The 25,046-nt window shown below is 70.3% G+C and carries 26 protein-coding genes; 13 read left to right on the top strand and 13 right to left on the bottom strand.

Going from position 1 to position 25,046, the window contains the following annotated elements; all coding sequences use genetic code 11:
- Window positions 1-14: 14 nt before the first annotated feature.
- On the bottom strand, window positions 15-2,000 hold the full coding sequence (locus J3P31_RS01400; protein WP_368372996.1) for a CocE/NonD family hydrolase: 1,986 nt from the start codon (window positions 1,998-2,000) through the stop codon (window positions 15-17).
- Window positions 2,001-2,180: 180 nt separating this feature from the next.
- On the opposite strand from J3P31_RS01400, the gene J3P31_RS01395 reads away from it, so the two are divergent.
- From J3P31_RS01395 to clpS, 3 genes are all read left to right on the top strand, one after another.
- On the top strand, window positions 2,181-3,407 hold the full coding sequence (locus J3P31_RS01395; RefSeq protein ID WP_246849201.1) for a putative DNA modification/repair radical SAM protein: 1,227 nt from the start codon (window positions 2,181-2,183) through the stop codon (window positions 3,405-3,407).
- A gap of 83 nt (window positions 3,408-3,490) precedes the next feature.
- Window positions 3,491-4,939 carry a UdgX family uracil-DNA binding protein gene (locus J3P31_RS01390; protein WP_210526854.1) on the top strand — a complete coding sequence of 483 codons (1,449 nt, stop codon included), beginning with the start codon at window positions 3,491-3,493 and terminating at the stop codon, window positions 4,937-4,939.
- A gap of 78 nt (window positions 4,940-5,017) precedes the next feature.
- Entirely contained in the window at window positions 5,018-5,323 is a 306-nt protein-coding gene (gene clpS, locus J3P31_RS01385) for an ATP-dependent Clp protease adapter ClpS (RefSeq protein WP_210526555.1), read from the top strand.
- Window positions 5,324-5,341: 18 nt separating this feature from the next.
- On the opposite strand, the gene ychF is transcribed toward clpS, so the two are convergent.
- On the bottom strand, window positions 5,342-6,439 hold the full coding sequence (gene ychF, locus J3P31_RS01380) for a redox-regulated ATPase YchF (RefSeq protein ID WP_210526553.1): 1,098 nt from the start codon (window positions 6,437-6,439) through the stop codon (window positions 5,342-5,344).
- 121 nt (window positions 6,440-6,560) lie between these two features.
- Between ychF and J3P31_RS01375 the strand changes: the two genes are divergently transcribed.
- Window positions 6,561-6,950, top strand: coding sequence for a VOC family protein (locus J3P31_RS01375; protein ID WP_210526546.1), 390 nt, complete (start codon window positions 6,561-6,563; stop codon window positions 6,948-6,950).
- Here J3P31_RS01375 and J3P31_RS01370 read toward each other — a convergent pair.
- Window positions 6,947-7,150 carry a hypothetical protein gene (locus J3P31_RS01370; RefSeq protein ID WP_210526853.1) on the bottom strand — a complete coding sequence of 68 codons (204 nt, stop codon included), beginning with the start codon at window positions 7,148-7,150 and terminating at the stop codon, window positions 6,947-6,949. The two genes, J3P31_RS01375 and J3P31_RS01370, sit on opposite strands and share 4 nt — an antisense overlap.
- Window positions 7,151-7,282: 132 nt before the next feature.
- On the opposite strand from J3P31_RS01370, the gene J3P31_RS01365 reads away from it, so the two are divergent.
- The 3 genes from J3P31_RS01365 to trpA all read left to right on the top strand — a co-directional run bounded on the left by J3P31_RS01365 (window position 7,283) and on the right by trpA (window position 9,105).
- The gene (locus J3P31_RS01365; protein WP_210526545.1) at window positions 7,283-7,699 is read left to right on the top strand and encodes a VOC family protein; all 417 of its coding nucleotides are present in this window, start codon (window positions 7,283-7,285) and stop codon (window positions 7,697-7,699) included.
- Complete coding sequence (locus tag J3P31_RS01360) at window positions 7,699-8,160, top strand: VOC family protein (RefSeq protein ID WP_210526543.1); 462 nt, start codon at window positions 7,699-7,701, stop codon at window positions 8,158-8,160. Before J3P31_RS01365 ends, J3P31_RS01360 begins: the two co-directional genes overlap by 1 nt.
- A 153-nt stretch (window positions 8,161-8,313) precedes the next feature.
- Window positions 8,314-9,105, top strand: a complete 792-nt coding sequence (gene trpA / locus J3P31_RS01355) for a tryptophan synthase subunit alpha (RefSeq protein WP_210526541.1) — start codon at window positions 8,314-8,316, stop codon at window positions 9,103-9,105.
- A gap of 79 nt (window positions 9,106-9,184) precedes the next feature.
- Here the strand turns inward: trpA and J3P31_RS01350 are convergent, their stop codons facing one another.
- Window positions 9,185-10,735, bottom strand: coding sequence for a putative bifunctional diguanylate cyclase/phosphodiesterase (locus J3P31_RS01350; protein WP_210526539.1), 1,551 nt, complete (start codon window positions 10,733-10,735; stop codon window positions 9,185-9,187).
- Window positions 10,736-10,882: 147 nt separating this feature from the next.
- Between J3P31_RS01350 and J3P31_RS01345 the strand changes: the two genes are divergently transcribed.
- Both J3P31_RS01345 and J3P31_RS01340 read left to right on the top strand, forming a co-directional pair.
- Window positions 10,883-12,055 (top strand): alpha-hydroxy acid oxidase, encoded by a 1,173-nt coding sequence (locus J3P31_RS01345; protein ID WP_210526537.1) that lies wholly within the window; start codon window positions 10,883-10,885, stop codon window positions 12,053-12,055.
- Window positions 12,056-12,148: 93 nt separating this feature from the next.
- Window positions 12,149-14,092 carry an alpha-amylase family protein gene (locus J3P31_RS01340; RefSeq protein WP_210526535.1) on the top strand — a complete coding sequence of 648 codons (1,944 nt, stop codon included), beginning with the start codon at window positions 12,149-12,151 and terminating at the stop codon, window positions 14,090-14,092.
- Here the strand turns inward: J3P31_RS01340 and J3P31_RS01335 are convergent.
- Entirely contained in the window at window positions 14,076-15,227 is a 1,152-nt protein-coding gene (locus tag J3P31_RS01335) for an MFS transporter (RefSeq protein ID WP_210526533.1), read from the bottom strand. The two genes, J3P31_RS01340 and J3P31_RS01335, sit on opposite strands and share 17 nt — an antisense overlap.
- A gap of 225 nt (window positions 15,228-15,452) precedes the next feature.
- Here J3P31_RS01335 and J3P31_RS01330 point away from each other — a divergent pair, with 225 nt between their 5' ends.
- From J3P31_RS01330 to J3P31_RS01315, 4 genes are all read left to right on the top strand, one after another.
- Window positions 15,453-16,064, top strand: coding sequence for a 50S ribosomal protein L25/general stress protein Ctc (locus tag J3P31_RS01330; protein WP_210526531.1), 612 nt, complete (start codon window positions 15,453-15,455; stop codon window positions 16,062-16,064).
- A gap of 70 nt (window positions 16,065-16,134) precedes the next feature.
- Window positions 16,135-16,485 carry a DUF2568 domain-containing protein gene (locus tag J3P31_RS01325; RefSeq protein ID WP_210526529.1) on the top strand — a complete coding sequence of 117 codons (351 nt, stop codon included), beginning with the start codon at window positions 16,135-16,137 and terminating at the stop codon, window positions 16,483-16,485.
- A gap of 61 nt (window positions 16,486-16,546) precedes the next feature.
- Complete coding sequence (gene pth, locus J3P31_RS01320; RefSeq protein ID WP_210526521.1) at window positions 16,547-17,251, top strand: aminoacyl-tRNA hydrolase; 705 nt, start codon at window positions 16,547-16,549, stop codon at window positions 17,249-17,251.
- 63 nt (window positions 17,252-17,314) lie between these two features.
- A complete protein-coding gene (locus tag J3P31_RS01315; RefSeq protein ID WP_210526519.1) occupies window positions 17,315-17,686 on the top strand; it encodes a DUF2237 family protein in 372 nt (123 codons plus the stop codon).
- Here the strand turns inward: J3P31_RS01315 and J3P31_RS01310 are convergent.
- From J3P31_RS01310 to rpsA, 8 genes are all read right to left on the bottom strand, one after another.
- On the bottom strand, window positions 17,671-18,189 hold the full coding sequence (locus J3P31_RS01310) for a helix-turn-helix transcriptional regulator (protein ID WP_210526517.1): 519 nt from the start codon (window positions 18,187-18,189) through the stop codon (window positions 17,671-17,673). The genes J3P31_RS01315 and J3P31_RS01310 overlap by 16 nt on opposite strands.
- 37 nt (window positions 18,190-18,226) lie before the next feature.
- Window positions 18,227-19,114, bottom strand: a complete 888-nt coding sequence (locus J3P31_RS21545) for a hypothetical protein (protein ID WP_210526515.1) — start codon at window positions 19,112-19,114, stop codon at window positions 18,227-18,229.
- Between the two features lie 67 nt (window positions 19,115-19,181).
- Window positions 19,182-19,949, bottom strand: a complete 768-nt coding sequence (locus J3P31_RS01300) for a hypothetical protein (RefSeq protein ID WP_210526513.1) — start codon at window positions 19,947-19,949, stop codon at window positions 19,182-19,184.
- Between the two features lie 272 nt (window positions 19,950-20,221).
- Window positions 20,222-21,448 (bottom strand): tryptophan synthase subunit beta, encoded by a 1,227-nt coding sequence (trpB, locus tag J3P31_RS01295; RefSeq protein ID WP_210526511.1) that lies wholly within the window; start codon window positions 21,446-21,448, stop codon window positions 20,222-20,224.
- A 108-nt stretch (window positions 21,449-21,556) separates the two neighbouring features.
- Window positions 21,557-22,279, bottom strand: coding sequence for a phosphoribosylanthranilate isomerase (locus J3P31_RS01290; protein ID WP_210526509.1), 723 nt, complete (start codon window positions 22,277-22,279; stop codon window positions 21,557-21,559).
- A gap of 1 nt (window position 22,280) precedes the next feature.
- The gene (locus J3P31_RS01285; RefSeq protein WP_210526507.1) at window positions 22,281-22,643 is read right to left on the bottom strand and encodes a lipopolysaccharide assembly protein LapA domain-containing protein; all 363 of its coding nucleotides are present in this window, start codon (window positions 22,641-22,643) and stop codon (window positions 22,281-22,283) included.
- Between the two features lie 94 nt (window positions 22,644-22,737).
- Window positions 22,738-23,073: an integration host factor subunit beta gene (gene ihfB, locus J3P31_RS01280; protein ID WP_210526505.1), complete on the bottom strand. Its 336-nt coding sequence runs from the start codon at window positions 23,071-23,073 to the stop codon at window positions 22,738-22,740.
- A gap of 238 nt (window positions 23,074-23,311) precedes the next feature.
- Entirely contained in the window at window positions 23,312-24,976 is a 1,665-nt protein-coding gene (rpsA, locus tag J3P31_RS01275; protein WP_210526852.1) for a 30S ribosomal protein S1, read from the bottom strand.
- Between the last annotated feature and the right edge of the window lie 70 nt (window positions 24,977-25,046).

Here is a 25,046-nt window from a genome sequence, read left to right as displayed (position 1 = left end):
AATCTTTCGGGCGCTCACAGAAAGTCGCGCGGAATGCTTTCCTCCACGTCGCGGGCGTGGATCAGGGCCGTGCCCTCCCAGGCCTCCAAGCGCCCCTTGAGGTGAAAGCTGCCGGCGTCCGACCACATCTCCGACGTGGCCTCGGTCCGCATCTCGATCCCGTCGCGGCGGATCTCCTGCGTCCAGTGCACCCAGCCCCGCGCCGAGAGGGGGTCGTCGGGATGGATGCTCCACCGTTCGCGCAGCACCGACCCGTAGATGAGCCCGTGGTCGCCGTTCTCCTGCATCCCGAAATCGTCCTCGATGACGAGCGTGACCGCGCCGCTCCGCTGGTCGATCTCGGTGCGCCGCACATGGGACGGGGCGCGCAGCTCCCGCTCCTTCAGAGGCTCCGCCGCCTGCGGAGGGGGAAAGGCGCATTCGTCCCCCTCGGCCCGCGGCCGCACCGGCAGGTCCAGACCACCCCCGGCCAGGGTCAGCGTCACCGGCTCGGGCATCGGCCAGAACATCGGCCAGTAGCTCGACGACACGGCCACCCGCAGCCGGTGCCCTGCCGGCAGCCGGTACGCGATATGGTCGAGCGTCACGCGGACCTCGACCTCCTCGCCGGGCACGAGAGGCACAGGATCGGCATGGCTGTCCCGGTGCGTCAGGTTCAGCGCGCCCCAGGTGATCCGGGTCGAGGCGCCGTCGGGATGCAGATGGCAGAGCCGGACCGCCACCATCGCCACCGGACGGTCCGACCGCAGCCGCAGGGTCACCACCGGCGCGCCGACGATGTCCGTCTCCTCCAGGGCTCCGCTGTCAAAGCAGGCCGACAGGGCGTCGTCCGCCCGCTGGTCGCCCGGCATCTCGGGCCCGAGCCAGATGGCGCAGAATTCTCCGCCCTCCGCCCCGCAATGCTGCGGGGAAGCGAGGACGATCTCGAACGGCGCCGCCGGGCCGAGCGTCCGGTCCCCGAACTCCAGGTGCTGGGTGCCGATCCGGGGCGACGGCCAGCTGTCCTCGGTGATCCACAGGCCCGGACGCTCCTTGTACCAGGTCGCGGGACGGAGGCCGTCCATCAGGTAGGCGCGGTAGGCGGGGTCGTCCTCGACGCCGTTCGGCTCGTCGCGGAGCCAGCGATCCCACCAGCGCAGGGCTTCCTGCAGAAATCCGATGCGCGGCTCGGGCACGGCGAAATGCGGATACTTGTGGATCCACGGCCCGATGATCGCCTTGACCGGAGCCGACAGGCCCTCCAGCAGCGCCGGCGGCACGTTCTTGTAGCTGTCGCCCCAGCCGCCCACCGCCAGGGTCGCCGCGCGGATCGCGCCGAAGTCCTCGCAGACCGACCCGTGCCGCCAATAGGCGTCGCGCCGCTGGTGCCGCAGCCAGACGGCGGGCAGGAAGGGCTCGGCCTCCAGCCGCGCGCGCCAGACCTCGCGCCAGTCGGGCCGCAGCGCCGGATCGGGCGGCCGGGAGGAGTACGACCACATCGTCGCCCCCCAGCCCAGGTTCTCGTTGAGAAGGCACCCGCCCTTCCAGTGAATGTCGTCGGCGTAGCGGTCCACCGTGGAGCAGAGCGTGATGATGGCGCCCAGCGCCGGCGGTCGCAGCGCCGCCACCTGCAAGGAATTGAACCCGCCCCAGCTGATCCCCATCATGCCGACCCGGCCGCTGCACCACGGCTGCGCCGCGATCCAGGCGATGACCTCGCAGGCGTCCGACAGCTCCTGGGGCGAATACTCGTCCTCCATCAGCCCGTCCGAATCGCCGTTCCCGCGCATGTCCACCCGCAGGCAGGCGTAGCCCCGCGCCGCGAACCAGGGATGCGTCAGCGCGTCCCGCACCACGGTGCCGTCGCGCTTGCGGTAGGGCAGGAATTCGAGGATCGCCGGCACCGGCCCCGCGCCCTCGGGCCGCCAGACCCGGGCCGACAGCCGGCAGCCGTCGGCCAGCACGATGCCAAGGTCGGGCTCCTCGGTGACGCGGAACAGGGGTTCAAGGTCTCGGGCCACCCTTGGTCTCCGCGCTCGGTTGTCCTGGGGGCCAGCCTGCATGGCTCGCTGCGTCAGCCCAAGGGCCAATGCGACCCATCATGATCCTGATACGACATGGTCCCCTGCCGCACCCGTCGGGGGGTGGTCGGGATGTCGCAGTTCCTTGCACGGGACCGATGCGAACAATAGATGAACGTCATGTCCGCACCCAACCTTCAGGAAAAGCTCGCGATCCTCTCGGACGCAGCCCGCTACGACGCCTCCTGTGCCTCGTCCGGCACCTCCCGCCGCGATTCCCGCGACGGCAAGGGCCTGGGCTCCACGGATGGCAACGGCATCTGCCATAGCTTCACGCCGGATGGCCGCTGCGTGTCGCTGCTCAAGATCCTGATGACCAACTTCTGCATCTTCGACTGCGCCTATTGCGTGAACCGCGTCAGTTCGAACGTGCAGCGCGCCCGGTTCACGCCCGAGGAGGTCGTGACCCTCACCCTCGAATTCTATCGGCGCAACTACATCGAGGGGCTGTTCCTGTCCTCGGGCATCATCCGGTCGCCCGACGACACGATGCGCGACATGGTCCGCATCGTGAGGACCCTGCGCGAAGAGCATGACTTCCGCGGCTACATCCACCTTAAGACCATCCCCGGCGCCGACCCCGCGCTGGTGGCCGAGGCCGGGCTCTACGCCGACCGCCTGTCGGTCAATATCGAGCTTCCGACCGAACAAAGCCTCGCCGACTTCGCGCCCGAAAAGAAGCCCGCCGAGATCCGCAAGCACATGGCCGACATCCGGCTCGGGCGCGAGGCGGCCAGCGACCGGTCCCTCCAGGGCACCGCGGCGCCCAGGTTCGCGCCGGCCGGCCAGTCCACCCAGATGATCGTGGGCGCCGACGCCACGAACGACGCGACGATCCTCCAGCAAAGCGCGCGCCTTTACGGCTCCTATGGGCTCAAGCGGGTCTATTACTCGGCCTTCTCACCCATCCCGGATTCGACCGCCAAGCTTCCCCTGGTGACGCCGCCCCTCCTGCGCGAGCATCGGCTCTACCAGGCCGACTGGCTCATGCGCTTCTACGAGTTCTCGCCCGACGAGATCGCGCAGGACGGCAACCTCGACCTCCAGATCGACCCCAAGCTCGCCTGGGCGCTCCGGAACCGGCAGCACTTCCCGGTCGACGTCCAGCGCGCCCCGCGCGAGATGCTGCTCCGCGTCCCCGGCTTCGGCACCAGGACGGTGGACCGCGTCCTCCAGACGCGCCGGCACCGCGGCCTGCGCTACGACGACCTCCTTCGCATGGGGGCGTCGCTCAAGAAGGCGCGGCCCTTCATCACCCTGCCGGACTGGAGCCCCGGGGCGCTCACCGACAGTGCCGACCTGCGCGCCCGCTTCGCGCCCGAACCCGAACAGCTCAGCCTGTTCTGACCCTGCCACACCGGGACCCCTGGCCCCGGTCCCCGCGTTAGCTCATTGTTGCGACTCGAGGCGCAGAACAATACATGAACCTCATGCCCCATGTGACGCTCCCGAAGGTCGGCACCGCCGAGGCTTGGCGCGAGGCCGCCCGCGCCTGCCTGTCCGCGCGCATCCCGCCCGAGGCGATCACCTGGAGCCGCGGCCCCGGCGAGGCCGTCCTTTGGGCCGAGGATGAGCCGCCGCCCGCGCCCAAGGTCGGGGCGATCCGCGTCCCCGAGAACTTCGTCCACCTCGCCGCGCAGGTGGTCTGGCACAAGGACCCCGAACGCTTCGCCCGCCTTTACGCCGTCCTGTGGCGCCTGCGCACCGAATCGGGCCTCATGCAGGACCCGGCCGACAAGGACCTGACCGCGCTCCGCCAGATGGAACGGGCGGTCCACCGCGACCTCCACAAGCTCAAGGCCTTTGTCCGCTTCCGCGAGATCGGCGACCGCACCGCCCCGCGCCGCCGCTTCGCCGCCTGGTTCGAGCCCGCGCATTTCACCCTCGAACCCGCCGCGCCCTTCTTTGCCCGTCGCTTCGCCGACATGGACTGGCTGATCGCCACGCCCGACCTCGTGGCCCGCTTCGAGGATGGCGTCACCACCTTCGAGGAAGGGGCCGAAAAGCCCGACCTGCCCGACGACGCGGCCGAGGATCTCTGGCTCACCTATTTCCGCAACATCTTCAATCCGGCGCGGGTCAAGACCGCCCGCATGCTGGCCGAGATGCCCAAGCGCTACTGGAAGAACCTGCCCGAGACCGCCGCCATCCCCGACCTCCTCGCCAATGCCGAAACCCGCGTCCGCGCCATGGCCGAGGCCGCGCCGACCCGCGCGCCCTTCTACGCCAAGGCCATCGCCGCCCGTCCCGCGCCGCCCAGAACTCCCCTCGCCGCACCCGGCCTGATCTCCGCCCTCAAGGAGGAGGAGGACGCCTGCACCCGCTGCCCGCTCCATGCCCACGCGACGCAGGCCGTCCCCGGCGAAGGACCCTTGGACGCGGCGCTGATGATGGTGGGCGAACAGCCCGGCGATCAGGAGGATCTGGCCGGCCGCCCCTTCGTCGGCCCGGCGGGGCAACTCTTCGACCAGATCCTGCGCGACACCGGCATCGACCGCTCCAAGGTCTTCCTCACCAACGCGGTCAAGCACTTCAAGTACACGATCAAGGGCGTCCGCCGCATCCACCAGAGCCCCAACGGCGGCGAGATCTCGGCCTGCAAGTGGTGGCTCCAGCAGGAGGTGTCGCTGGTCCGGCCCAAGCTCCTCGTGGCGCTGGGCGCCTCGGCGGCGGAATCGCTCACCGGCTCGCGCGATGGCATCCTCAAGCGGCGCGGCACGGTCGAATCCGGCCCTGACGGCATCCCCGTCTTCCTGACGGTGCACCCGAGCTTCCTGCTCCGCCTGCCCGATCCCGTCGCCAAGGAGCTCGAGACCGAGAAGTTCCGCCAGGACCTCACCGCCGCCCGCGAACATCTCGACAAGCTGATGGCCGCCTGAGCGGCCCCAGCCTTTCGCTGCGGGGGCGGCGTGCTATCTTCCCGCGCGCCCGGTGCAGTTCACGGACCCCACGCGGCCATGCCCGACATCGTCCTCCTCCCCAAGCCGCAGGCCAAGGCGCGAGCCGAGCGTCCGCGCCTTTACAAGGTCATCCTGCTCAACGACGACTTCACCCCCCGCGACTTCGTGGTGAAGGTGCTCAAGGCCGTGTTCCGCATGACCGAGGCCGAGGCGCTGGGCGTCATGCTGACCGCCCACCGCCGGGGCGCCTGCGTCGTCGCCGTCTTCACGCGCGAGGTAGCCGAGGCCAAGGCCCGGCAGGCCACCGACATGGGCGGACAGGCGGGCTATCCGCTCGCCTTCACCACCGAACGCGAGGAGTGACGCCCGCCTCCGGGCGCCTCAGGTGTTGAACAGGAAGTGCATGACGTCGCCGTCCTTGACGACGTAGGTCTTGCCCTCGGCCCGCAGCTTGCCGGCCTCCCGCGCCGCCGCCTCGCCACCCAGCGCCACGTAGTCGTCGTAGGCGATGGTCTCGGCGCGGATGAAGCCCTTCTCGAAGTCGCCGTGGATCACGCCCGCCGCCTGCGGCGCCAGCGTCCCCTGCCCGATGGTCCAGGCCCGCGCTTCCTTGGGGCCGACCGTGAAGTAGGTCTGGAGATGCAGGAGCTCGTAGCCGGCGCGGATCAGCCGGTCGAGCCCCGCCTCCTCCAGCCCCATGGTTTCCAGGAACTCGGTCTGCTCCTCGGGGGGAAGCTGGGCGATCTCCTCCTCGATCCGGGCCGAGATCACGACATGGCTGTTGCCCTCGGCCTTGGCCATCGCCGCCACGCGGGCCGAGAACTCGTTCCCCTCCGCCGCGTCCTCCTCGTTGACGTTGCAGACATAGAGCACGGGCTTGGCGGTCAGCAGTTGCAGCATCCGCCAGGACCGCCTCTCATCCTCGGACACCTGCACGGTCCGCGCGGGCCGGCCCTCGGACAGCGCCGCCTGCGCGCGCTTGAGCAGCCCTTCCTGCTCCACCGCCTCCTTGTCGCCGCCCTTGACCTTCCGGGCGAGGTTCTGGAGCCGCCGCTCGACCGACTCGAGGTCCGCGAGCATCAGCTCCGTCTCGATGGTCTGGGCGTCCGCGACCGGATCGACCCGCCCCTCGACATGGGTGATGTCCCCGTCCTCAAAGCAGCGGAGCACATGGGCGATCGCATCCGTCTCGCGGATGTTGGCCAGGAACTGGTTCCCCAGCCCTTCCCCCTTGGAGGCGCCCTTCACGAGCCCGGCGATGTCCACGAAGGTCATCCGCGTCGGGATGATCTGCCGCGACTTTGCCAATTCGGCCAGCTTCTCCAGCCGGGGGTCGGGCACGGCCACCTCGCCGACATTGGGCTCGATGGTGCAAAAGGGAAAGTTGGCGGCCTGCGCGGCGGCCGTGCGCGTCAGCGCGTTGAACAGGGTGGATTTGCCGACGTTGGGCAGCCCCACGATCCCCATGCGAAAGCCCATGCTCGTCTCCGTGACCAAAACGCCGCGCTTCTAGGGCGACCTTCGCCCGACCGCAAGCAAGGCTTGGGAACAAAAAGGGAACATGATATGTTGAACCCCTGCCCAAGGAAAGGAATCGGTCATGACCATTCCCTGCTTCACGTTCGAGGGCTCCTGCGCGGACGCGCGGCGCACCTACGCCGCGATCTTCCGGCCGCGCCCGCAGGCCGGACGCCCCTGCCCTGCATCGGCCTTCCCGAACCCGCTCGTCTATGCCTCGGTCCACACCGCCCGCGGATGGCATGCCGTCCCGGATCCCTGCCGCGCCGACCCGGGCGCGGGCACGGCGATGGCCGTGACGCTGTCCGACCCCGGCGAAGGGCAGCGCGTCTTCGACGCCCTGTCCCATGGGGGCCGGGTCGAAACTCCCTATGGCGCGACCGACTGGTCGCCGGGATTCGGCCGGGTCACGGACCGCTGGGGGACGCGATGGATGGTGGACGCCATCGCCGCCCCCCGTGGCGGGGCCTAGCGGTCGAAGCGTCGGACGCGCCGGTCCTCCTGCTTCTGCCAGATGATGATCCAGGCCAGCAGGATGAAGATCGGGTGCCCCAGCCCGCCCGAGAAGATGATGGCGGGCAGCCAGAACAGGAACACCACGACGGCGAGGATGGGCCGACCCGCAAGGAGGATCGACAAGGGCGGGAGGAGGAGGGCGAGCACATAGTTCATAGGCCGCATATGGGGGCTCGCCCGGCTCGCTTCATCCCCCATCGGCGGAAATCGGACAGCGGCGCGATGCGGCGCTTTGGAACGAAATAGGAACATGTTAACCTAGCGTCACCCAACCCCGGAGGAATCAGCATGGCCCCGATCCCTTACCTGTTCTTCGACGGCACCGCCGAGGAGGCGCTTCGCACCTACGCCCGCATCTTCGGCTCGCCCGATCCGCAGATCATGAAGGCCGCCGACGCGCCCTCCGGCGAAAGCTGGGGCGACCCCGACAGCGTCATGCACGCCGCGCTCCGGATCGGGGACGGTTGGCTTTACGCCTCGGACTATTCCAAGGCCGTTCCGATGGCCGGGAACTCCATCACGCTCACCTATCCCACGACGTCCGAGGGCCGCCGCGTCTTCGACGCCCTGGCCGAAGGGGGCGAGATCGAGATGCCCTACGAATCCACCTTCTGGTCCCCCGGGTTCGGCAGCCTCACGGACCGGTTCGGCACGCGCTGGATGATCGACACCGAATCGCAGCCCGCCCCCGCGCCGGTCCCCTGATGGCCACAATCCCCTACCTGCATTTCCAGGGCCGCTGCGCCGAGGCGCTGGCCTTCTACGCCGAAGCCCTGGGCGGCACCGACCTCGCCGTGATGCGCTACGCCGAAAGCCCGAACGCCCCGGAGGGATGGGCGGGCTCGGACCGGGTCATGCACGGCCAGATCCGGACGGCCGGCGGGCTCCTCATGGCCTCGGATTTCCCGCCGGGGATGGACGGCGACCGCCAGCAGGGCGTGTCCGTCATGCAGACCTTCCCCGACCCCGGGGCCGCGCGGTCCGCCTTCGACCGGCTGTCCGAGGGTGGCGACGTCCTCCAGGACTTTGCCCCCACCTTCTTCTCGCGGGGCTTCGGCATGGTCCGGGACCGCTTCGGCACCCACTGGATCATCTCGGCCGAGCCCGAGGGGGGCACCATGTCCGACGAACGCGCGACCGAGGAAGCCGAGGCGCATCCGACCTGACGGGTCGGGCACGAACCGGGCGGGCCGCGTCCTCCTCCCCGGCCCGTCCGCCCCATCCCGCCGCATCGCCCGTGCGGCGGGATGGGGTCCATCGGCCCTCCTTGCATTTCCGCCTGCCGTGGCGCATCCCCCGGGAAAACGGGGGATAGGGCCATGACACGGATCGACGACACCTTCGCGCGGCTCAGGGCCGAGGGGCGCAAGGCCTTCGTGGCCTATGTCATGGCGGGCGATCCCGACTTCGACAGCTCGCGCGAGATCGTGCTGGGCCTTCCCGCCGCGGGCGTCGACATCATCGAACTCGGACTGCCCTTCACCGATCCCATGGCGGACGGCCCGACGATCCAGCTGGCCGGGCAGCGCGCGCTGGCGGGCGGACAGACCCTGGACCGGACGCTCCAGATCGCCCGCGACCTGCGCGCCACCGGCGACCAGACCCCGATCGTGCTGATGGGCTACTACAACCCGATCCACTCCCGCGGGGTGCCGCGCTTCCTCGAGCAGGCCAAGGAGGCCGGGATCGACGGCCTCATCGTCGTGGACCTCCCGCCCGAGGAGGACGACGAGCTCTGCATCCCCGCCCAGAAGGCGGGCCTCAACTTCATCCGCCTCGCGACGCCCACCACCGACGACCGGCGCCTGCCCAAGGTGCTCCAGAACACCTCCGGCTTCGTCTACTACGTCTCGATCACCGGGATCACCGGGGCCGCCGCCGCGCAGGCGGGTGACGTCGCCCCCGAGGTCGCCCGCATCAAGGCCAAGACCGACCTCCCGGTGATCGTGGGCTTCGGCATCCGGACGCCCGAGTCCGCCCGCGACATCGCCAGCGTGGCGGATGGGGCGGTGGTCGGCTCGGCCATCGTGTCCGAGGTGGCCCAGGGCCGCACCCCTTCCGAGGTGCTGGCCTTCGTGAAGTCCCTGGCCGACGGCGCCCACTCCGCCTGACCCCTGCCCCCCCTGACCCCGGACGGGCGCCTGGCCTGACAGGGCGCCCCGCCCTGCCCGGCCATCGGGCGGCACGCCCTCAGCCCACCGCCCGGGCCGGCTCCTCGTGATCCGAGATCAGCCGCGCCACGTCCTCGGCCGGCTGGGGCCGCCCCAGCAGGAAGCCCTGGCCCAGCGCGCAGCGCCGTTCGCGGAGGAAGGCCAGTTCCTCGTCCCGTTCGATCCCCTCCGCGGTGACGTCGAGGCCCAGCGAGGATGCGAGCGCGAGGACGCCTGCCACGATCTTGGCCCGTTCCGGCAGCCGGTCCACCTCGGCGATGAAGCTGCGGTCGATCTTGATCCGGTCGATGGGAAGCTGCGTCAGGATGGCAAGGCTGGAGGTGCCGGTCCCGAAATCGTCCAGCGAGATGCGCACCCCGGCCTTCACCAGCTCCGCCACGATCCGGCGGGCCACCTCCATGTCGGCCAGCACGGCGCGTTCGGTGATCTCGATCTCGAGCCGGCTGCCCGGGATGCCGTGCCGTTCCAGGATGGCCAGGATCCGATAGGGCAGCATGGGGTCCCCCAGCTGCCGGGGCGACAGGTTGAACGAGATCGGCAGGTCGGTGGGCCAGCCCTCGAGCGCGGCGCAGGCCTTCTCCAGGACGATCTCGGACAGCCGCTCGATCAGGCCCAGTTCCTCGGCCAGGGGGATGAACCGGTCGGGCGGGACAAAGCCGCGCTGCGGATCGCACCAGCGCGCCAGCACCTCGAAGGCGCGCAGCTGCCGCCCCGTGATGTCGAAGATCGGCTGGAAGTAGGGCAGGATCTCGCCCGCCGTCAGGGCGCGGCGAAGGTCGTGCTCCAGGGCGGCCTGCTCGCGCAGCGCCTCGCCCAGAGGGGGGTCGAAATGCGCCAGACCGTCGCGTCCGGCCTGCTTGGCGCGGTACATCGCCTGGTCCGCGCGCCGCAGCAGGTCCGACCCGCTCAGGCCCCGCTGCCAGTCCGCGATGCCGATCGAGCAGGAGATGGAGGCCTGCCAGTCGTCGAAGACGAAGGGCTCCTGCATGGCCCGCAGGATCGTCCGCCCGATGGCATCGCCGCAGTCGTCCAGGCCGGGGCGCGACAGGGCCACCACGAACTCGTCGCCGCCCAGGCGGGCCACGATCGCATCCTCGGGGCAGGAGCGGCGCAACCGCCGGGCCACCGCGCGGAGCAGCTGGTCCCCGGCCTCGTGCCCCCGCAGGTCGTTCACAGGCTTGAACCGGTCGAGGTCGAGCAAAAGCACCGTCAGGGCGGGATTCGAGCCGGAGGTCACCTCCTCCACCGCCCGATAGAATCCCCGCCGGTTCGGCAGCCGGGTCAGGGGATCGAGCAGCGACAGGCGCCGCGCCTCGGCTTCGGCGGCCGAGGCCAGCCGGTTGGCCCGGGACAGCTGCCGGTTCCACCACCAGAGCAGCAGCGGCAGCGACATCGACAGCGCCAGCAGCAGCGTGAAGTACTCGTCGAGCTCCCACTCCTCGTGGGCGCGGGAAAAGGCGTAGATCTGCTCCAGCATTTCGAAATGGACGGCCAGCCGAAAGGCCAGCAGGGTCCCGGCGATGACCCCGATCTCCACGGGCCAGGAGGCGATTCGCAGCAGGGACTTCATCGGCACCTCGTGGATGTTCGGCGTGCAGCCTAAACAGGGATGCGGAAAGAAATGGTTAATCGGCGCTGCGTCCGACCGGGCCGCCGGTCGGGACTTTCATCGCCGTCCGGAACGCGTCTAATGTCGGGAAACCCCTGCGAGACCGCCATGCCCGTCATCACCAACATCGACGACCTCAAGCGCCTGCACCGCCGCCGCACGCCCAAGATGTTCTTCGACTACTGCGAATCCGGAAGCTGGACCGAGCAGACCTTCCGCGAGAACACCAGCGACTTCGACAGGATCCGCTTCCGCCAGCGGGTGGCGGTGGACATGTCGGGCCGGACGCTCAACGGGACGATGCTCGGGCAGCCGGTGACGATGCCGGTCGCGCTCGCCCCCGTGGGGTCGCTGGGGATGCAGAACGCCGACGGGGAGATCAAGGCCGCCCGCGCGGCCGCGGCCTTCGGCGTGCCCTACACCCTGTCCACCATGTCGATCTGCTCGATCGAGGACGTGGCGCAGAACAGCCCGGCGCCCTTCTGGTTCCAGCTTTACGTCATGCAGGACACCGGCTTCGTGGACGAGATCATCGAACGGGCGCGGGCGGCCAACTGCTCGGCCCTGGTGCTCACGCTCGATCTCCAGATCCTCGGCCAACGCCACAAGGACATCAAGAACGGCCTCTCGGCGCCGCCCAAGCCCACGCCGCGCAACCTGTGGGACATGGCCACCAAGTGGAGCTGGTCCTTCGGCATGGCCGGCACCAGGCGGCGCACCTTCCGCAACATCGTGGGCCATGCCAAGAGCGTGGGCGACCTCAGCTCGCTCCAGGCCTGGACCGCCGAGCAGTTCGATCCCCGGCTCGACTGGGACAAGGTCGAACGCATCCGCGAACGCTGGGGCGGCAAGTTCATCCTCAAGGGCATCCTCGACGCCGAGGACGCCCGGCTGGCCGTCAAGGCCGGGGCCGACGCCATCGTGGTGTCGAACCATGGGGGGCGGCAGCTCGACGGCGCGCTGAGCTCCATCCGCGTCCTCCCCTCCATCGTGCGGGCCGTGAAGGGCGAGACGGAGATCTGGCTCGATTCCGGCATCCGCTCGGGCCAGGACATCCTCAAGGCCATCGCCATGGGCGCGGACGGGACCATGATCGGGCGGGCCTATGTCTACGGCCTGGGCGCGATGGGCCAGGCGGGGGTGACCCGCGCGCTCCAGATCCTCCAGAAGGAGATGGACGTCACCATGGCTCTCTGCGGCCGCCGCACCCTGCGCGAGGTGAACCGGGACATCCTGCTGGTGCCCCGCGACTTCGAGGGGGACTGGGCCGAGAACGCCTGACCTGCCCCGGGCCGCGCCGGGGGCCGGACGATCGCTTGCCCCTTGGGTCGTCCTGGCCTAACGGGCCCGAGGACGCCAGCCAGGGGACGCATCATGGCCCAGCCCAGGACCGCCGCCGCTTCGACGACCGCGCCGCGCAAGGCCCGCGCCCCGCGCAAGGCGGCCGCCGATCCGCTCTTCGACCTGCGCTGGCGGCGGGCGCTGCGGGACCTGCGCGGCCCGCTGGCCCGCCTGTACGGCGACGCGCATGACGTCCCGGCGCTCCTCGACCGCGTCCGCGCGGTGGCCGAGGGGCGCTGGCGCGAACGGCCCGCCGACCTGCGGGCGCTCGATCTCCTGCGGGACGTGGACCCCGAATGGTTCCTGTCGCAGGACATGGTGGCCTATGTCGCCTACGCGGACCGCTTCTGCGGCACCATCGCCGAAATCCCGCGCACGATCCCCTACCTCCGGGACCTGGGCGTCACCTACCTGCACCTGATGCCCTGCCTCATGCCCCGGCCCGGCCAGTCCGACGGCGGCTACGCGGTCATGGACTACCGCCGGATCGACCCGCGCCTGGGCACCATGGACGACCTGGAACAGGCCGCCCGAGCGCTCCGCGCCCAAGGGATCTCGGTCTGCCTCGACCTCGTGCTGAACCACACCGCCAAGGAGCACGACTGGGCCGAACGCGCCCGCGCTGGCGACCCGTTCTTCCAGGCCTTCTACCTGATGTTCGACGACGACCGCCTCCCCCGCGACTACGAGGCCACGCTGGTCGACATCTTCCCCGACCAGGCGCCGGGCAGCTTCACCTTCTACCCCGACCTGAACAAATGGGTCTGGACCACCTTCAACGAATACCAGTGGGACCTGAACTGGGCCAACCCCGAGGTGTTCCTGGCGGTGCTCGACACCATCCTCCACCTCGCCAACAAGGGCGTGGAGGTGTTCCGCCTCGACGCGGTGGCCTTCATGTGGAAGCGGCTCGGCACCACCTGCCAGAACCTCCCCGAGGTGCACGACATCCTCCAGGCCATCGTGCAGGCCACCCGCGCCGCCGCCCCCGCCGTCATCCACAAGGCCGAGGCCATCGTCGGACCCCGCGACCTCGTTCCCTATCTCGGCCAGGGCGGGCACGAGGGGAAGGTCGCGCAGCTCGCCTACCACAACAACCTGATGGTGCAGTTCTGGTCGTCGCTGGCCTCGCGCGACACCCGCCTGATGACCCAGGTCCTGCGGACCCACTTCCCCGAACGCTTCTCCCGCGCGTCCTTCGCCACCTACATCCGCTGCCACGACGACATCGGCTGGGCCATCACCGACGAGGACGCGGCCCGGATCCCCTACCTGCAGGCCCACGCCCACCGGAACTTCCTCGCGGACTTCTACAACGGCAGCTTTCCGGGCAGCTTCGCCCGCGGCGCCGACTTCCAGTCCAACGCCCTGACCGGCGACCGCCGCACCAACGGCAGCTTCGCGAGCCTGGCCGGGCTCGAGGCCGCGATCGAGTCCGGCGACCCGACGCTGATCGACCACGCCATCGCCCGCATCCTCATGGGCCACGCCCTGATCGCGAGCTTCGGGGGCATCCCCCTCCTGTATATGGGGGACGAGCTGGGGATGCTGAACGACCACGGCTACCGGCAGGACCCCGAACTCGCGCCCGACGGGCGGTGGATGCACCGGCCCCGGATGGACTGGCCGCTGGTGGCCGGACTGCCCGACCGCCCCCGCTCGCCCGCGGCCCGCATCCACGACGGGGTCCGCGCGATCATGGCGGCGCGCAAGCGGCTCGAGGCCCTGGCCGCGCAGGTGCCCACGCGCATCCTCGACACCGGCCACCCGGCGCTGTTCGCCCTCCTGCGGGCGGACGCGATCCGGCCCCTGACCTGCGTCTTCAACTTCACCGAGCATCCCCAGCGGATCGCCTGCCGGTCCCTGGGCCTGGACGACCATCTGGAGGATGCGCTCGCCGGCCGCCGGGTCGGCGTGGAGGAAGGCGAGCTGCGGCTCTCGCCCTATCAGGCGCTCTGGCTCAGGCGGGCTGCATAGCGGGACGCCGGGCCAGGGCCAGCGCCAGCGGGATGGCGCAGGCCACCAGGACCGCGACGCAGGTAAAGGCCCAGCGCAGGCCGAAGCCCTGGCTCACCAGCCCCATGATGACGGGGGCGAAGAAGAATCCCGAAAAGCCCATGACCGCCGCCCGGCTGATCGCCTCGGTCCGGAAATGCGCGGGCACCATCTTGCCCACCAGGGCCAGGCCCATGGGTCCGATGACGGACACGCCCAGGCCGAACATGCCAAAGCCCAGGTAGGCCACCAGCGGCCCGGGCGCCCAGGCCGCCACCAGCGCCCCCAGGGCGGCCAGCGCCGAGGCGCCGACCACCACCCCGACCTCGCGCAGCCGCTCGGCCACGACCTGCCCGCCAAAGCGGCCGATGGACATGGTGATGCCCAGCATGGCCGGCCCCAGCGCCCCTTCGGCCGCGCGCCCGCCCAGGGTCCTCTCGACATGGAGGGCCGACCAGGCCTCGGTGGCGGCCTCGGTCATGAAGGCCGCCATCACCACCCCCCCGCAGAGCAGGATCGGCACCAGCGGGTAATCCCCCCGCCCGGCGGCGGGATGCGGCACCACATGGGGCTCCTGGCGCATCAGCGGCACCAGCACGAGGATGACGAAACCCGCGACGCAGGCCAGCGCAAGGAACGGCGGCAGCCCGCCTTCGCGCGCAAAGCCCGCGAACAGCGCCCCGACCGTGTAGCCGACCGAGAACATCCCGTGCGCCCCGTTCATCAGCGACCGCCCATGCGCCGCCTCCAGCTCGGACACCCGCGAGTTCATCGTCACGTCCAGGAGGCCCGAGCAGAGCCCGACCACCACCAGCGCGAGGAAGAACGGCAGCGCCCCCGGCGCCATGGTGGGCAGCACCCAGGCCACGGCAAAGGCCAGCGCCAGCACCTGCATGGCGCGCGCGCCCAGCGCCCGGTCCGTCCTGGGCGCGATCCACATCGCCGACACGAGCCCGCAGGCCGATCCCAGCAGCAGGAGCCCGAAGGTCCCGTCCGAGACCCCGAGCCCCGCCTTCACGACGGGCACATAGGCCGCCCAGCAGCCCCAGAAGAGCCCCAGCGAGGCAAAGGCGGCGCTCGGCCGGGCCGAGAGCCGGACGGCGGTCAGGACGGACATGGATCACCTGCTCGGATTGACGCGTCCCGGCTTCTCGCAAGCCCCTTCCCGCTTCGCAATGCCGCCCCGATCACCGATTGTTTCTCCATCGCATGGAGAATCGGCGGGTCCGCCTGTCGCAGGGTCACGGACCCCCTTTCCTTCCGGACCCGCACAGGCTAAGCGGGCGCCCTCAACCGGGCCGCACACCCTTGGAGGGCGGCCCCTTTATCATTGGAGACTACCATGGCTGGTGAGGTCATCGATCTCGTGGCCCAGGTTCGCGCGGGGACGGGCAAGGGGGCCGCTCGCGCTGCTCGCCGTGATGGCGCAGTACCTGGGATCGTCTACGGCGGCGGGCAAGAGCCCCTTCCGATCAACCTCGACTTCAACGCGCTCATGAAGCGCCTGAAGGCGGGCCACTTCCTGTCCACGATGTTCAACCTGAAGATCGACGGCCAGGCCGACCAGCGCGTCGTCTGCCGCGGCGTGCAGCGCCACGTCGTCAAGGACCTGCCGACCCACGTCGACTTCCTGCGCATCTCGCCCACGACCCGGATCAACCTCCTGATCGACGTCGTGTTCACGAACCACGCCGCCTCCCCGGGCCTGAAGCGTGGCGGCACCCTGGTCGCCGTGCGCCCGCAGGTGCAGCTCGAAGTGACCGCCGGCGACATCCCGGACCACATCGAAGTGGACCTGACCGGCCGCCAGGTCGGCGACGTGATCCACATCCAGGACATCCCGCTCCCCGCCGGCACCAAGCCGACGATCGACCGGAACTTCGTCGTGGCGAACATCTCGGCCCCCTCGGGCCTGCGCGCCGCCGACAACGTGGACGAGCCGGCCGCCTCCTGACGGCGCTCGCCTGCATGACAGGCCAGACGGGACCCCCTGGGGTCCCGTTCGCATGTCCGGGACCCCCATCATGGCCAACCTGACCCTCCTCCTCGCGCTGGTGGACGACGCGTTCGCCCTCTGGGGCACGGCGCTCCTGGCCGGGCTGGCCGCGTCGGGTCGGCTCCATGCGCTGGCTCTCGGGCTGGGCGGGCTCGCCTTCGCGCTGGCCTGGGGCACCTGGGCCGCTCCGGTCTCGCCCCGCCGGCTCGAAGGCCGTCCCCTCGCCGTCTTCAAGACCGGGGCCTTCGCCGTGGGCACGCTGGGCTTCGCCCTGACCGGCCAGTCCGGCACCGCCTGGACCCTCGCCCTCACCGCCGCGCTGACGCTCCTCCCGCCCGAGGCGATGCTGGCCCGCCTCCGCCGCTGGCGTGGAGACTGAGGCCACGGCAGGGCCGCGCGCCCCGTTCCCTTCGGCCCCGTCCCGCGCTACATCGCGGCCCATGAAACTCTTCGTCGGCCTCGGCAACCCCGGCGCGCAATACGCCCGCCATCGCCACAACATCGGCTTCATGGCCGTGGACCGCATCGCCGAAGGCCATGGCTTCGGCCCCTGGCGTTCGCGCTTCCAGGGCCAGACCAGCGAAGGCGTGCTCGCGGGCGAAAAGGTCCTGCTCCTCAAGCCCCAGACCTACATGAACGACTCGGGCCGCTCGGTGGGCGAGGCCATGCGCTTCCTCAAGATCGCCCTGCCCGACGTCGTGGTCTTCCACGACGAGATCGACCTCGCCCCCGCCAGGCTCAAGGTCAAGACCGGCGGCGGCCATGCCGGGCACAACGGGCTCCGGTCGCTGCACGCCCATGTGGGGGACGCCTACCACCGCGTGCGGATGGGCGTCGGCCATCCCGGCCACAAGGACGCGGTGCCGGGCTACGTGCTCCACGACTTCGCCAAGGCCGAGCAGGGCTGGCTCGACGACATGCTCCGCGGCATCGAGGATGGGGCGCCCGCGCTCGCCCAGGGGGACTGGGCCACGTTCCAGAACAAGGTCGCGCTGCGCCTGAACCCGCCCCGCTCCTCCAGGCCCGCGCCCGAGCCTGCCAGGACCGAGGCCCCGGCCCGGCCCACGCCCGCGCCCGGCAGGACCGAAGCCGCCGCCGAGGACACCCGCTCCCCGCTCCAGAAGCTCGCCGATCGTTTCCGCTAGGCCCCCTTGTCGCGGCCCCGTCCGGCGTCCCAAGATGGGGCCAGGACCCTTACCGGAGGCCGCATGGACAAGGACCCCTCGCTCAACGTCCTCGGCACGGAGCTCGAGCCCTGCTCGACCGACCCGCTCACCGGCTTCTTCCGGAACGGGGCCTGCGACACCTGCCGTCAGGACCGCGGCTCGCACACCGTCTGCGCCGTCATGACGGCCGAGTTCCTGGCCTACTCCAAATACGTCGGCAACGACCTGTCCACCCCGCGGCCCGAGGCGCGCTCTCCCGGCCTCAAGCCCGGCGATTCCTGGTGCCTCTGCGCCGGGCGCTTCCTTCAGGCGCACGAGGAAGGCTGCGCCCCGCGCGTCCACCTCGCCGCCACGCATCGGCGCGCGCTCGACGTCGTCCCGATCGAGATCCTGCGCTCTCAGGCCCTGGACTGACGGACGCCCGTCACGGGCTCCGGCGCGATCGGCCCGGCGATGAGGTCGTCGATGAACAGCGACAGGAGCTGCGGCCGCCCGGACACGCCCGCCTTGCGATAGATCGCGGCCGTCTGCGCCTTGACGGTGCCTTCGCTCGTTTGCCGCATCTTGGCGATCTCGGTCGTGGACATTCCCTTGATCGCGAACAGCGCCACGTCGCGCTCGGCGGGCGTCAGCCCCCACAGGGCGAACCGCTCCTCCAGCAGGTCCATGAACGCGCCCGAGGCCACGCGCAGCCGCGCCTCCGCCTCCCGGGTGCGCACATGGCTCCGCTGGAGCGCGATGCCGCCCAGGATCGTCCCGAGGATGAGGCCCACCGCCGCGCCGATCTCGGTCAGCTCGTAGACGATCCAGGCAAAAGGGGCGACCCCCAGGACCGAACACACGATGTTGGCGATGAACAACACCGCCGAAATGGTCTGCACCGCCAGAATGGCGACAATGACACCGGTACGATCCACGGCCTTCCTCCCGACCCCATGACCTAGCAGTCAGGCTTCAGTCGTCACCCGAACCTTTGCCATTCCCGGGTCCCCGGCCGTTCCCGCCTCCATTGCCGCCGCCGTGACCGTTGTCGCCGCCGTTGCCCCTCCCGCCGCCATTCCCGTTCCCGTTTCCGCCAGAGTTCCCGTTTCCGTTCCCTCCGCCGTTCCCGTTCCCACCGCCGTTCCCGTTCCCACCGCCGTTCCCGTTCCCCCCGCCGTTCCCTCCCGAGTTGCCGTTCCCGTTGCCCCCGGAGTTCCCGTTGCCGCCCGCGTTGCCGTTGCCGCCCGAGTTCCCGTTCCCATTCCCCCCGGAGTTGCCGTTCCCGTTGCCCCCGGCGTTGCCGTTGCCGCCCCGGCCCCCGCCCGAGCCGTCGTCATCCCCGCCGCCGCCAGAGCCCCCGCCCGAGGTGCCCCCGCCCGAGGTGCCGCCGCCGTCATCGCCTCCGGCCGAGGCTCCGTCCCCGGTTCCACCCTGGCCCCCGGTTCCGCCCTGACCCCCGGTTCCCCCCTGCCCGCCGCCCGAGCCGCTGCCGTTCCCGGGCTGGCCGCCGCCGTTGCCCGAATCGTCCGCGCCGGCCCCTCCCGCGCCGGTTCCTCCCGTCCCGCTCTCGTCCGCATCGCCCCACGGATCGAAGATCCGGGGCGTCCGGTTGCCGTTCCGGGCCTCGACGTAGTCGCGCAGGATCTCTCCCGTGGACGGGTTGAACACGATCTCGCGCCGTCCCTGCTGCCCTTCCGCGATCACCTGGATGCGCCCCAGAAGGGTCCGCGAGACGCTGAACTGCTCGTAGCCTTGCTCCCGAAGCTGGGCGATCACGGAATCGGCGGGGGACTGCGCGCCGCTCGGGCCTGGTCCCAGGGCCAGCAGGCCCGCCACGATCCATGCACTCCAGTGCCGCATCACGTTCTCCTGCCAAGGGTCCCCGCGTCCCTGCGGAGACCCGTCCGATCAAGCCCGGAAGGCGCGATCAATCCTCGTCGCCACCCCGGTTCCGCCCATGGCCCCGGTCGTGGCCGTTGTCCCGTCCCGGCGTCCGGCCCGCGTGGTCCCTGCCGCCGTGCCCGTCGTTCCCATGGCCGCGGCCGGGGTTGTCCGCATCGTCATGGTCGTCGTCGTTGCCATGCCCGCGGTCGTGATCCTCGCCCGAGTCACCGCCGTCGCCATCATCCTCGCCCGAGTCGCCGCCGTCGTCCACGCCGTCCTCGTCCGAGCCGTCATCCTCCGGCGCATCGTTGCCCCCGTCGTCGGCCCCGTCCTCATCCGTTCCGTCGTCATCGCCCGGACCGTCGTCGTCCCCGACCTCGTCGCCTTCGTCACCGCCCTCGTCGTCCCCGGCGTCGTCATCGTCCCCGTCCTCCCCGGAACCGTCGCCCCCGGCGGGGCCGCCGTCGCCCGGGTCCACCGCATCCGGCCCATCCTCCTCATCATCCGACGGGTCCACGTAATCGTGGTCGTCCGTCCGCACCTCGACGCCGGGGGCATCATCGTCGCCGGTCCGGACATGACCTACCTCGCGCGACAGAATCCGACCAGTGCTCAACTCATAGACGTATTCCAACCGTCTGTCCGCCCGGACGGCCTCGACCTTCACCTGCGACGGGCCCTGCCTCACCTCGATATGGGTGTAGCCCTGCGCCTGCAGGCCGGCGACCACCTGCTCGGCCACTGTCTGCGCCGAAGCCGCCCCGACCGTGAGGCTCAGGGCCGCCTGCGCGGCGAAGAGGATCCGTTTCATCGCATGTCTCCCGTGTGATCCGCGGGCTCCGCAGCCCCGCTGGACCGACGAAGCCACGACCCGCTGGCTGGATGCCATGCGACGGCGGGTTAGCCGGGGCTGTCCCCTCCTCCCGTCAGGCCCGTCTTGGCCACAAGTTTAGGACAAAGGTCCGTGCCGCAGCCCCCGTCCGGCCTTGCCCGGGGCATCCCAGGCCGATCCGCGCGCAAGAGAATGCCCCCGCGTCCGGGAACGCGGGGGCGAATCGCAGGCCCGGTCGATGGGACGGGGTCTCAGGTCCTGACTTCGACGCCCAGGTGCTTGGCGACGGTGAAGATGTCCTTGTCGCCCCGCCCGCAGAGGTTCATCACCAGCAGGTGGTCCTTGGGCAAGTCCGGCGCGATCTTCATCACATGGGCCAGCGCGTGCGACGGCTCCAGCGCCGGGATGATCCCCTCCAGCGCGCAGAGCATCTGGAACGCCTCCAGCGCCTCCTTGTCGGTGATCGACACGTACTCCGCCCGCCCGATGTCATGGAGCCAGGCGTGCTCCGGCCCGATCCCGGGGTAATCGAGCCCCGCCGAGATCGAGTAGCCCTCCAGGATCTGCCCGTCCTCGTCCTGCAGCAGGTAGGTCTTGTTGCCGTGCAGCACGCCGGGCCGGCCGCCGGTCAGGGACGCGCAATGCTCCATCTTCTCGTCGACGCCCTTGCCCCCGGCCTCGACGCCGATGATCCGCACGCTCGGGTCGTCCAGGAACGGATAGAACAGCCCCATGGCGTTGGACCCGCCGCCGATGGCCGCGACCACCGTGTCCGGCAGCCGCCCCTCGGCCTCCTCCATCTGCCAGCGGACCTCCTTGCCGATGATCGACTGGAAGTCGCGCACCATCGCCGGATAGGGGTGCGGTCCCGCCACCGTGCCGATGCAGTAGAAGGTGTCGCGCACGTTGGTCACCCAGTCCCGCAGCGCATCGTTCATCGCGTCCTTGAGCGTGCCCCGGCCGGACGTCACCGGCACCACCGTCGCGCCCAGAAGCCTCATGCGGAACACGTTGGGCGCCTGCCGCTCCACGTCGTGCGCGCCCATGTAGACGATGCACTGCAGCCCGAACTTCGCGCAGACCGTCGCGGTGGCCACCCCGTGCTGGCCCGCCCCGGTCTCGGCGATGATGCGGGTCTTGCCCATGCGCCGCGCCAGGATGATCTGGCCCAGCACGTTGTTGATCTTGTGCGCGCCGGTGTGGTTCAGCTCGTCGCGCTTGAGGTAGATCTTCGCCCCGCCCAGATGCTCCGTCAGCCGCGGTGCGAAATACAGCGGCGAGGGACGCCCGACATAGTGCTTCCACAGGTCGTCCATCTCGGCCCAGAAGGTCGGATCGGTCTTGGCCTTCTCGTACTCCGCCTCGAGATCGAGGATCAGAGGCATCAGCGTCTCCGAGACGAAGCGCCCCCCGAATTCCCCAAAGCGGCCGCGCTCGTCCGGTCCGGTCATGTAGCTGTTCTGGCGTGTGTCCGGCATCTGCGCGCCTCCCCCTGTGTCAGGGGCGGGTTCTAGCCCCATCCGGGGCCGGGCGGAAGCACCCTTGCGCCGCCCCGCCCTCCTGCCGACGACGGCGGGCGCATCGCCTCAGTGGGGATGCCCCCCGTTCCCCGTCCCGCGCACCGCCGCCAGGAACCCGCGCACCAGCCCGGGGTCCTTGACGCCCGGCGCGCTCTCCACGCCCGAGGACACGTCCACCTGCCGCGCGCCGCTGACCCGCAGCGCCTCGGCCACGTTGCCCGGATGCAGCCCCCCGGCCAGCATCCAGGGCACGCCCCAGCTCTGGCCCGCCAGCAGCCCCCAGTCGAAGGCCACGCCGTTCCCGCCCGGCAGCACCGCCCCCTTGGGGGCCTTGGCGTCCAGCAGCAGCTGGTCCGCGACGCCTTCGTAGGTCCGCGCCCGCGCCAGGTCCTCGGCGCCGCCGACGCCGACGGCCTTCATGACCGGCAACCCCCAGCGCGCCCGGACCTCGGCGACCCGCTCCGGGCTCTCCGCCCCATGAAGCTGCACCATGTCGAGCGGCACGACGTCCAGCACCGCCGCCAGCTCCTCGTCCGAGGCGTCGACGAACAGCCCGACCTTGGCGACACCGACCGGGGCGGCCCAGGCCAGCGGACGCGCCGCCGCCGCGGTCACCGCGCGGGGCGACCGGGGAAAGAACACAAAGCCCACATAGCCCGCGCCAGCCTCGGCCGCCGCCTCGACCTGGGCTTCCGTGGTCAGGCCGCAGACCTTGACCCGGACCGGACCGCTGGCCCGGCCCGCCGCCCGCAGGCCCGCCTGCGCCGGCCCGGTGACGCGGAACGCCATGTCAGCGCCGCGCCGGCACCACCGGCGCCTCGATCGCGGCCAGCACGTCGTTCCTCGGCGCGGCCTCGGCCCGCTGGCGTGCGACCTCGCGGCGCAGCCGCTCCAGCTCCCGCGCGGTGGCGCGCCCCTGCGCCCGTTCCGGGATCTCGCGGATCCATTCCCAGATGAACCCCACGAGGAGCCCCAGCGCGACCCCTAGAAGGATCACCAGGAACAGCGGCAGGTCGATGTCGGGCGACACCCCCAGCCAGGTGCTGAACGCTTCGGGCAGCACGCGCAGCGTCACGATGCCCCGGTTGGCCAGTCCCATGGTCACCAGGATGACGGCGACAAGGCCCCAGAAGGCGGTCTTCAGAAATCGCATGGATCAAGCCTCGCGGGCCGTCCGGCGCGGAACTGCGCGGCGGCGCTGGGACAGATGCCACCGTCCCGCGCCGGGCGCAACCGGTCGGCGGGCCTCAGTCCTCGTCGTCGTCAAGGTCAGACGCGTCGTCCGGGCCGGCCACGCCGCCCACCTTGCCGTTCAGCCGGTCGCGCAAAAGCTTGCCGGTCTTGAAGAAGGGGACGTGCTTCTCGTCCACCTCGACGGCCTCGCCGGTCCGGGGATTGCGGCCGGTGCGCCCGTCCCGCCGCTTCACGGAAAAGGCCCCGAAGCCCCGCAGCTCCACCCGGTTTCCCTGGGCCATGGCCTCCACGATCCGGTCGAAGATCGTGTTCACGATCTTCTCGACGTCCCTTTGGTAAAGATGCGGGTTCTCTTCCGCGATCTTCTGAATCAGCTCGGACCGGATCATCTCACCCCCAGGACAGTTCACCTCGTCGAGCAGGTAAGCCCTGCTTCCGACCCTGACTATAGAAGAAAGGGCCGCACGGACAAAGGCCTACAATGGATTAAGACGCGAGGGCAGCGGCCCCGGACCGGCCGGACCCGGACCGGTCGCGCAGCGAGGCCGCCCCGGACAGGCCCGCCCCGGACACGAAAAAGGGCCCCGCCGACCGGCGGAGCCCTCCCTGTGTCGTGCCGGCCTGAGCTTAGCCGCGGTCGCCGCGCAGCGCCGCGCCCAGGATGTCGCCCAGCGACGCGCCCGAGTCGGACGAGCCGTACTGTTCCACGGCTTCCTTCTCTTCCGCGATCTCGCGGGCCTTGATCGACAGGCCGAGCTTGCGGGTCTTGGTGTCCACGGACACGACGCGCACGTCCACCTTGTCGCCCGCGCCAAAGCGCTCGGGGCGCTGTTCGGAGCGGTCGCGCGACAGGTCGGACCGGCGGATGAAGGACTTCATCCCCTCGTACTCGACCTCGATGCCGCCATCCTCGATCTTGGTGACGTTCACGGTGATCACGTCACCGCGCTTCACGCCGCCCAGGGCCTCGGCATAGGGATCGTTTTCCATCGCCTTGATGGAGAGCGAGATGCGCTCCTTCTCGACGTCGACCTCGATGACCTTGGCCTTGACGTGGTCGCCCTTGCGGTAGGACTGGATCGCGTCCTCGCCGCGCTGGTCCCAGGACAGGTCGGACAGGTGCACCATGCCGTCGATGTCGCCCGGCAGGCCCACGAACAGACCGAACTCGGTGATGTTCTTGACCTCGCCCTCGACGTTCGAGCCCTCGGGGAACTGCTCGGCGAAGACTTCCCACGGGTTGCGCTGGGTCTGCTTGAGGCCCAGGGACACGCGGCGCTTCTGCGAGTCGATCTCGAGAACCATGACCTCGACCTCCTGGGAGGTGGAGACGATCTTGCCGGGGTGCACGTTCTTCTTGGTCCAGGACATTTCCGAGACGTGCACGAGGCCCTCGATCCCCGGCTCCAGCTCCACGAAGGCGCCGTAGTCGGTGATGTTGGTGACGCGGCCGGTGTGGACGGACCCGTAGGGGTACTTCCGCTCGACGGTGTCCCACGGATCTTCCTGGAGCTGCTTCATGCCCAGGCTGATGCGGTGGGTTTCCTTGTTGATCTTGATGACCTGGACCTTGATGGTCTCGCCGATCGACAGGATCTCGCTCGGGTGGTTCACGCGGCGCCACGCCATGTCGGTGACGTGCAGCAGGCCGTCCACGCCGCCCAGGTCGACGAACGCACCGTATTCGGTGATGTTCTTGACCACGCCCTCGACCACCTGGCCTTCGTACAGGTTGCCGATGACCTCGGCGCGCTGCTCGGCGCGGGATTCTTCAAGGATCGCACGGCGCGACACGACGATGTTGCCGCGGCGACGGTCCATCTTGAGGATCTGGAACGGCTGCTTGAGGCCCATGAGCGGGCCGGCATCACGAACCGGACGAACGTCGACCTGCGAGCCCGGCAGGAACGCCACGGCGCCGCCCAGGTCCACGGTGAAGCCGCCCTTGACGCGGCCGAAGATGGCGCCGTCGACGCGCTCTTCGCGCTCGTAGGCCTTCTCCAGGCGGTCCCAGGCTTCTTCGCGCTTGGCCATCTCGCGGGACAGCACCGCTTCGCCACGGGCGTTCTCGACATTGCGGAGGAAGACCTCCACGTCATCGCCGACGTTCACGGTGGGCTGCTCGCCGGGGGTGGCGAATTCCTTGAGATCGACGCGGCCTTCCATCTTGTAGCCGACGTCGATGATGGCCTGGCCCGCCTCGATGGCGATGACCCGACCCTTGACGACCGAACCCTCGGAGGGGGTGTCGATCTCGAAGCTTTCCTTGAGGAGTTCCTCGAACTCCGCCATGCTGGCTTGAGCCAAATGCTGATCCTTTACGTGTTGCGGGCCTGGCGGTTGTATCCGCCGGTCTGAAGGG

It is taken from the genome of Rubellimicrobium arenae (assembly GCF_017916275.1).
Lineage (GTDB): Bacteria > Pseudomonadota > Alphaproteobacteria > Rhodobacterales > Rhodobacteraceae > Rubellimicrobium > Rubellimicrobium arenae.
This window is presented reverse-complemented; position numbering and strand designations above follow the sequence as displayed.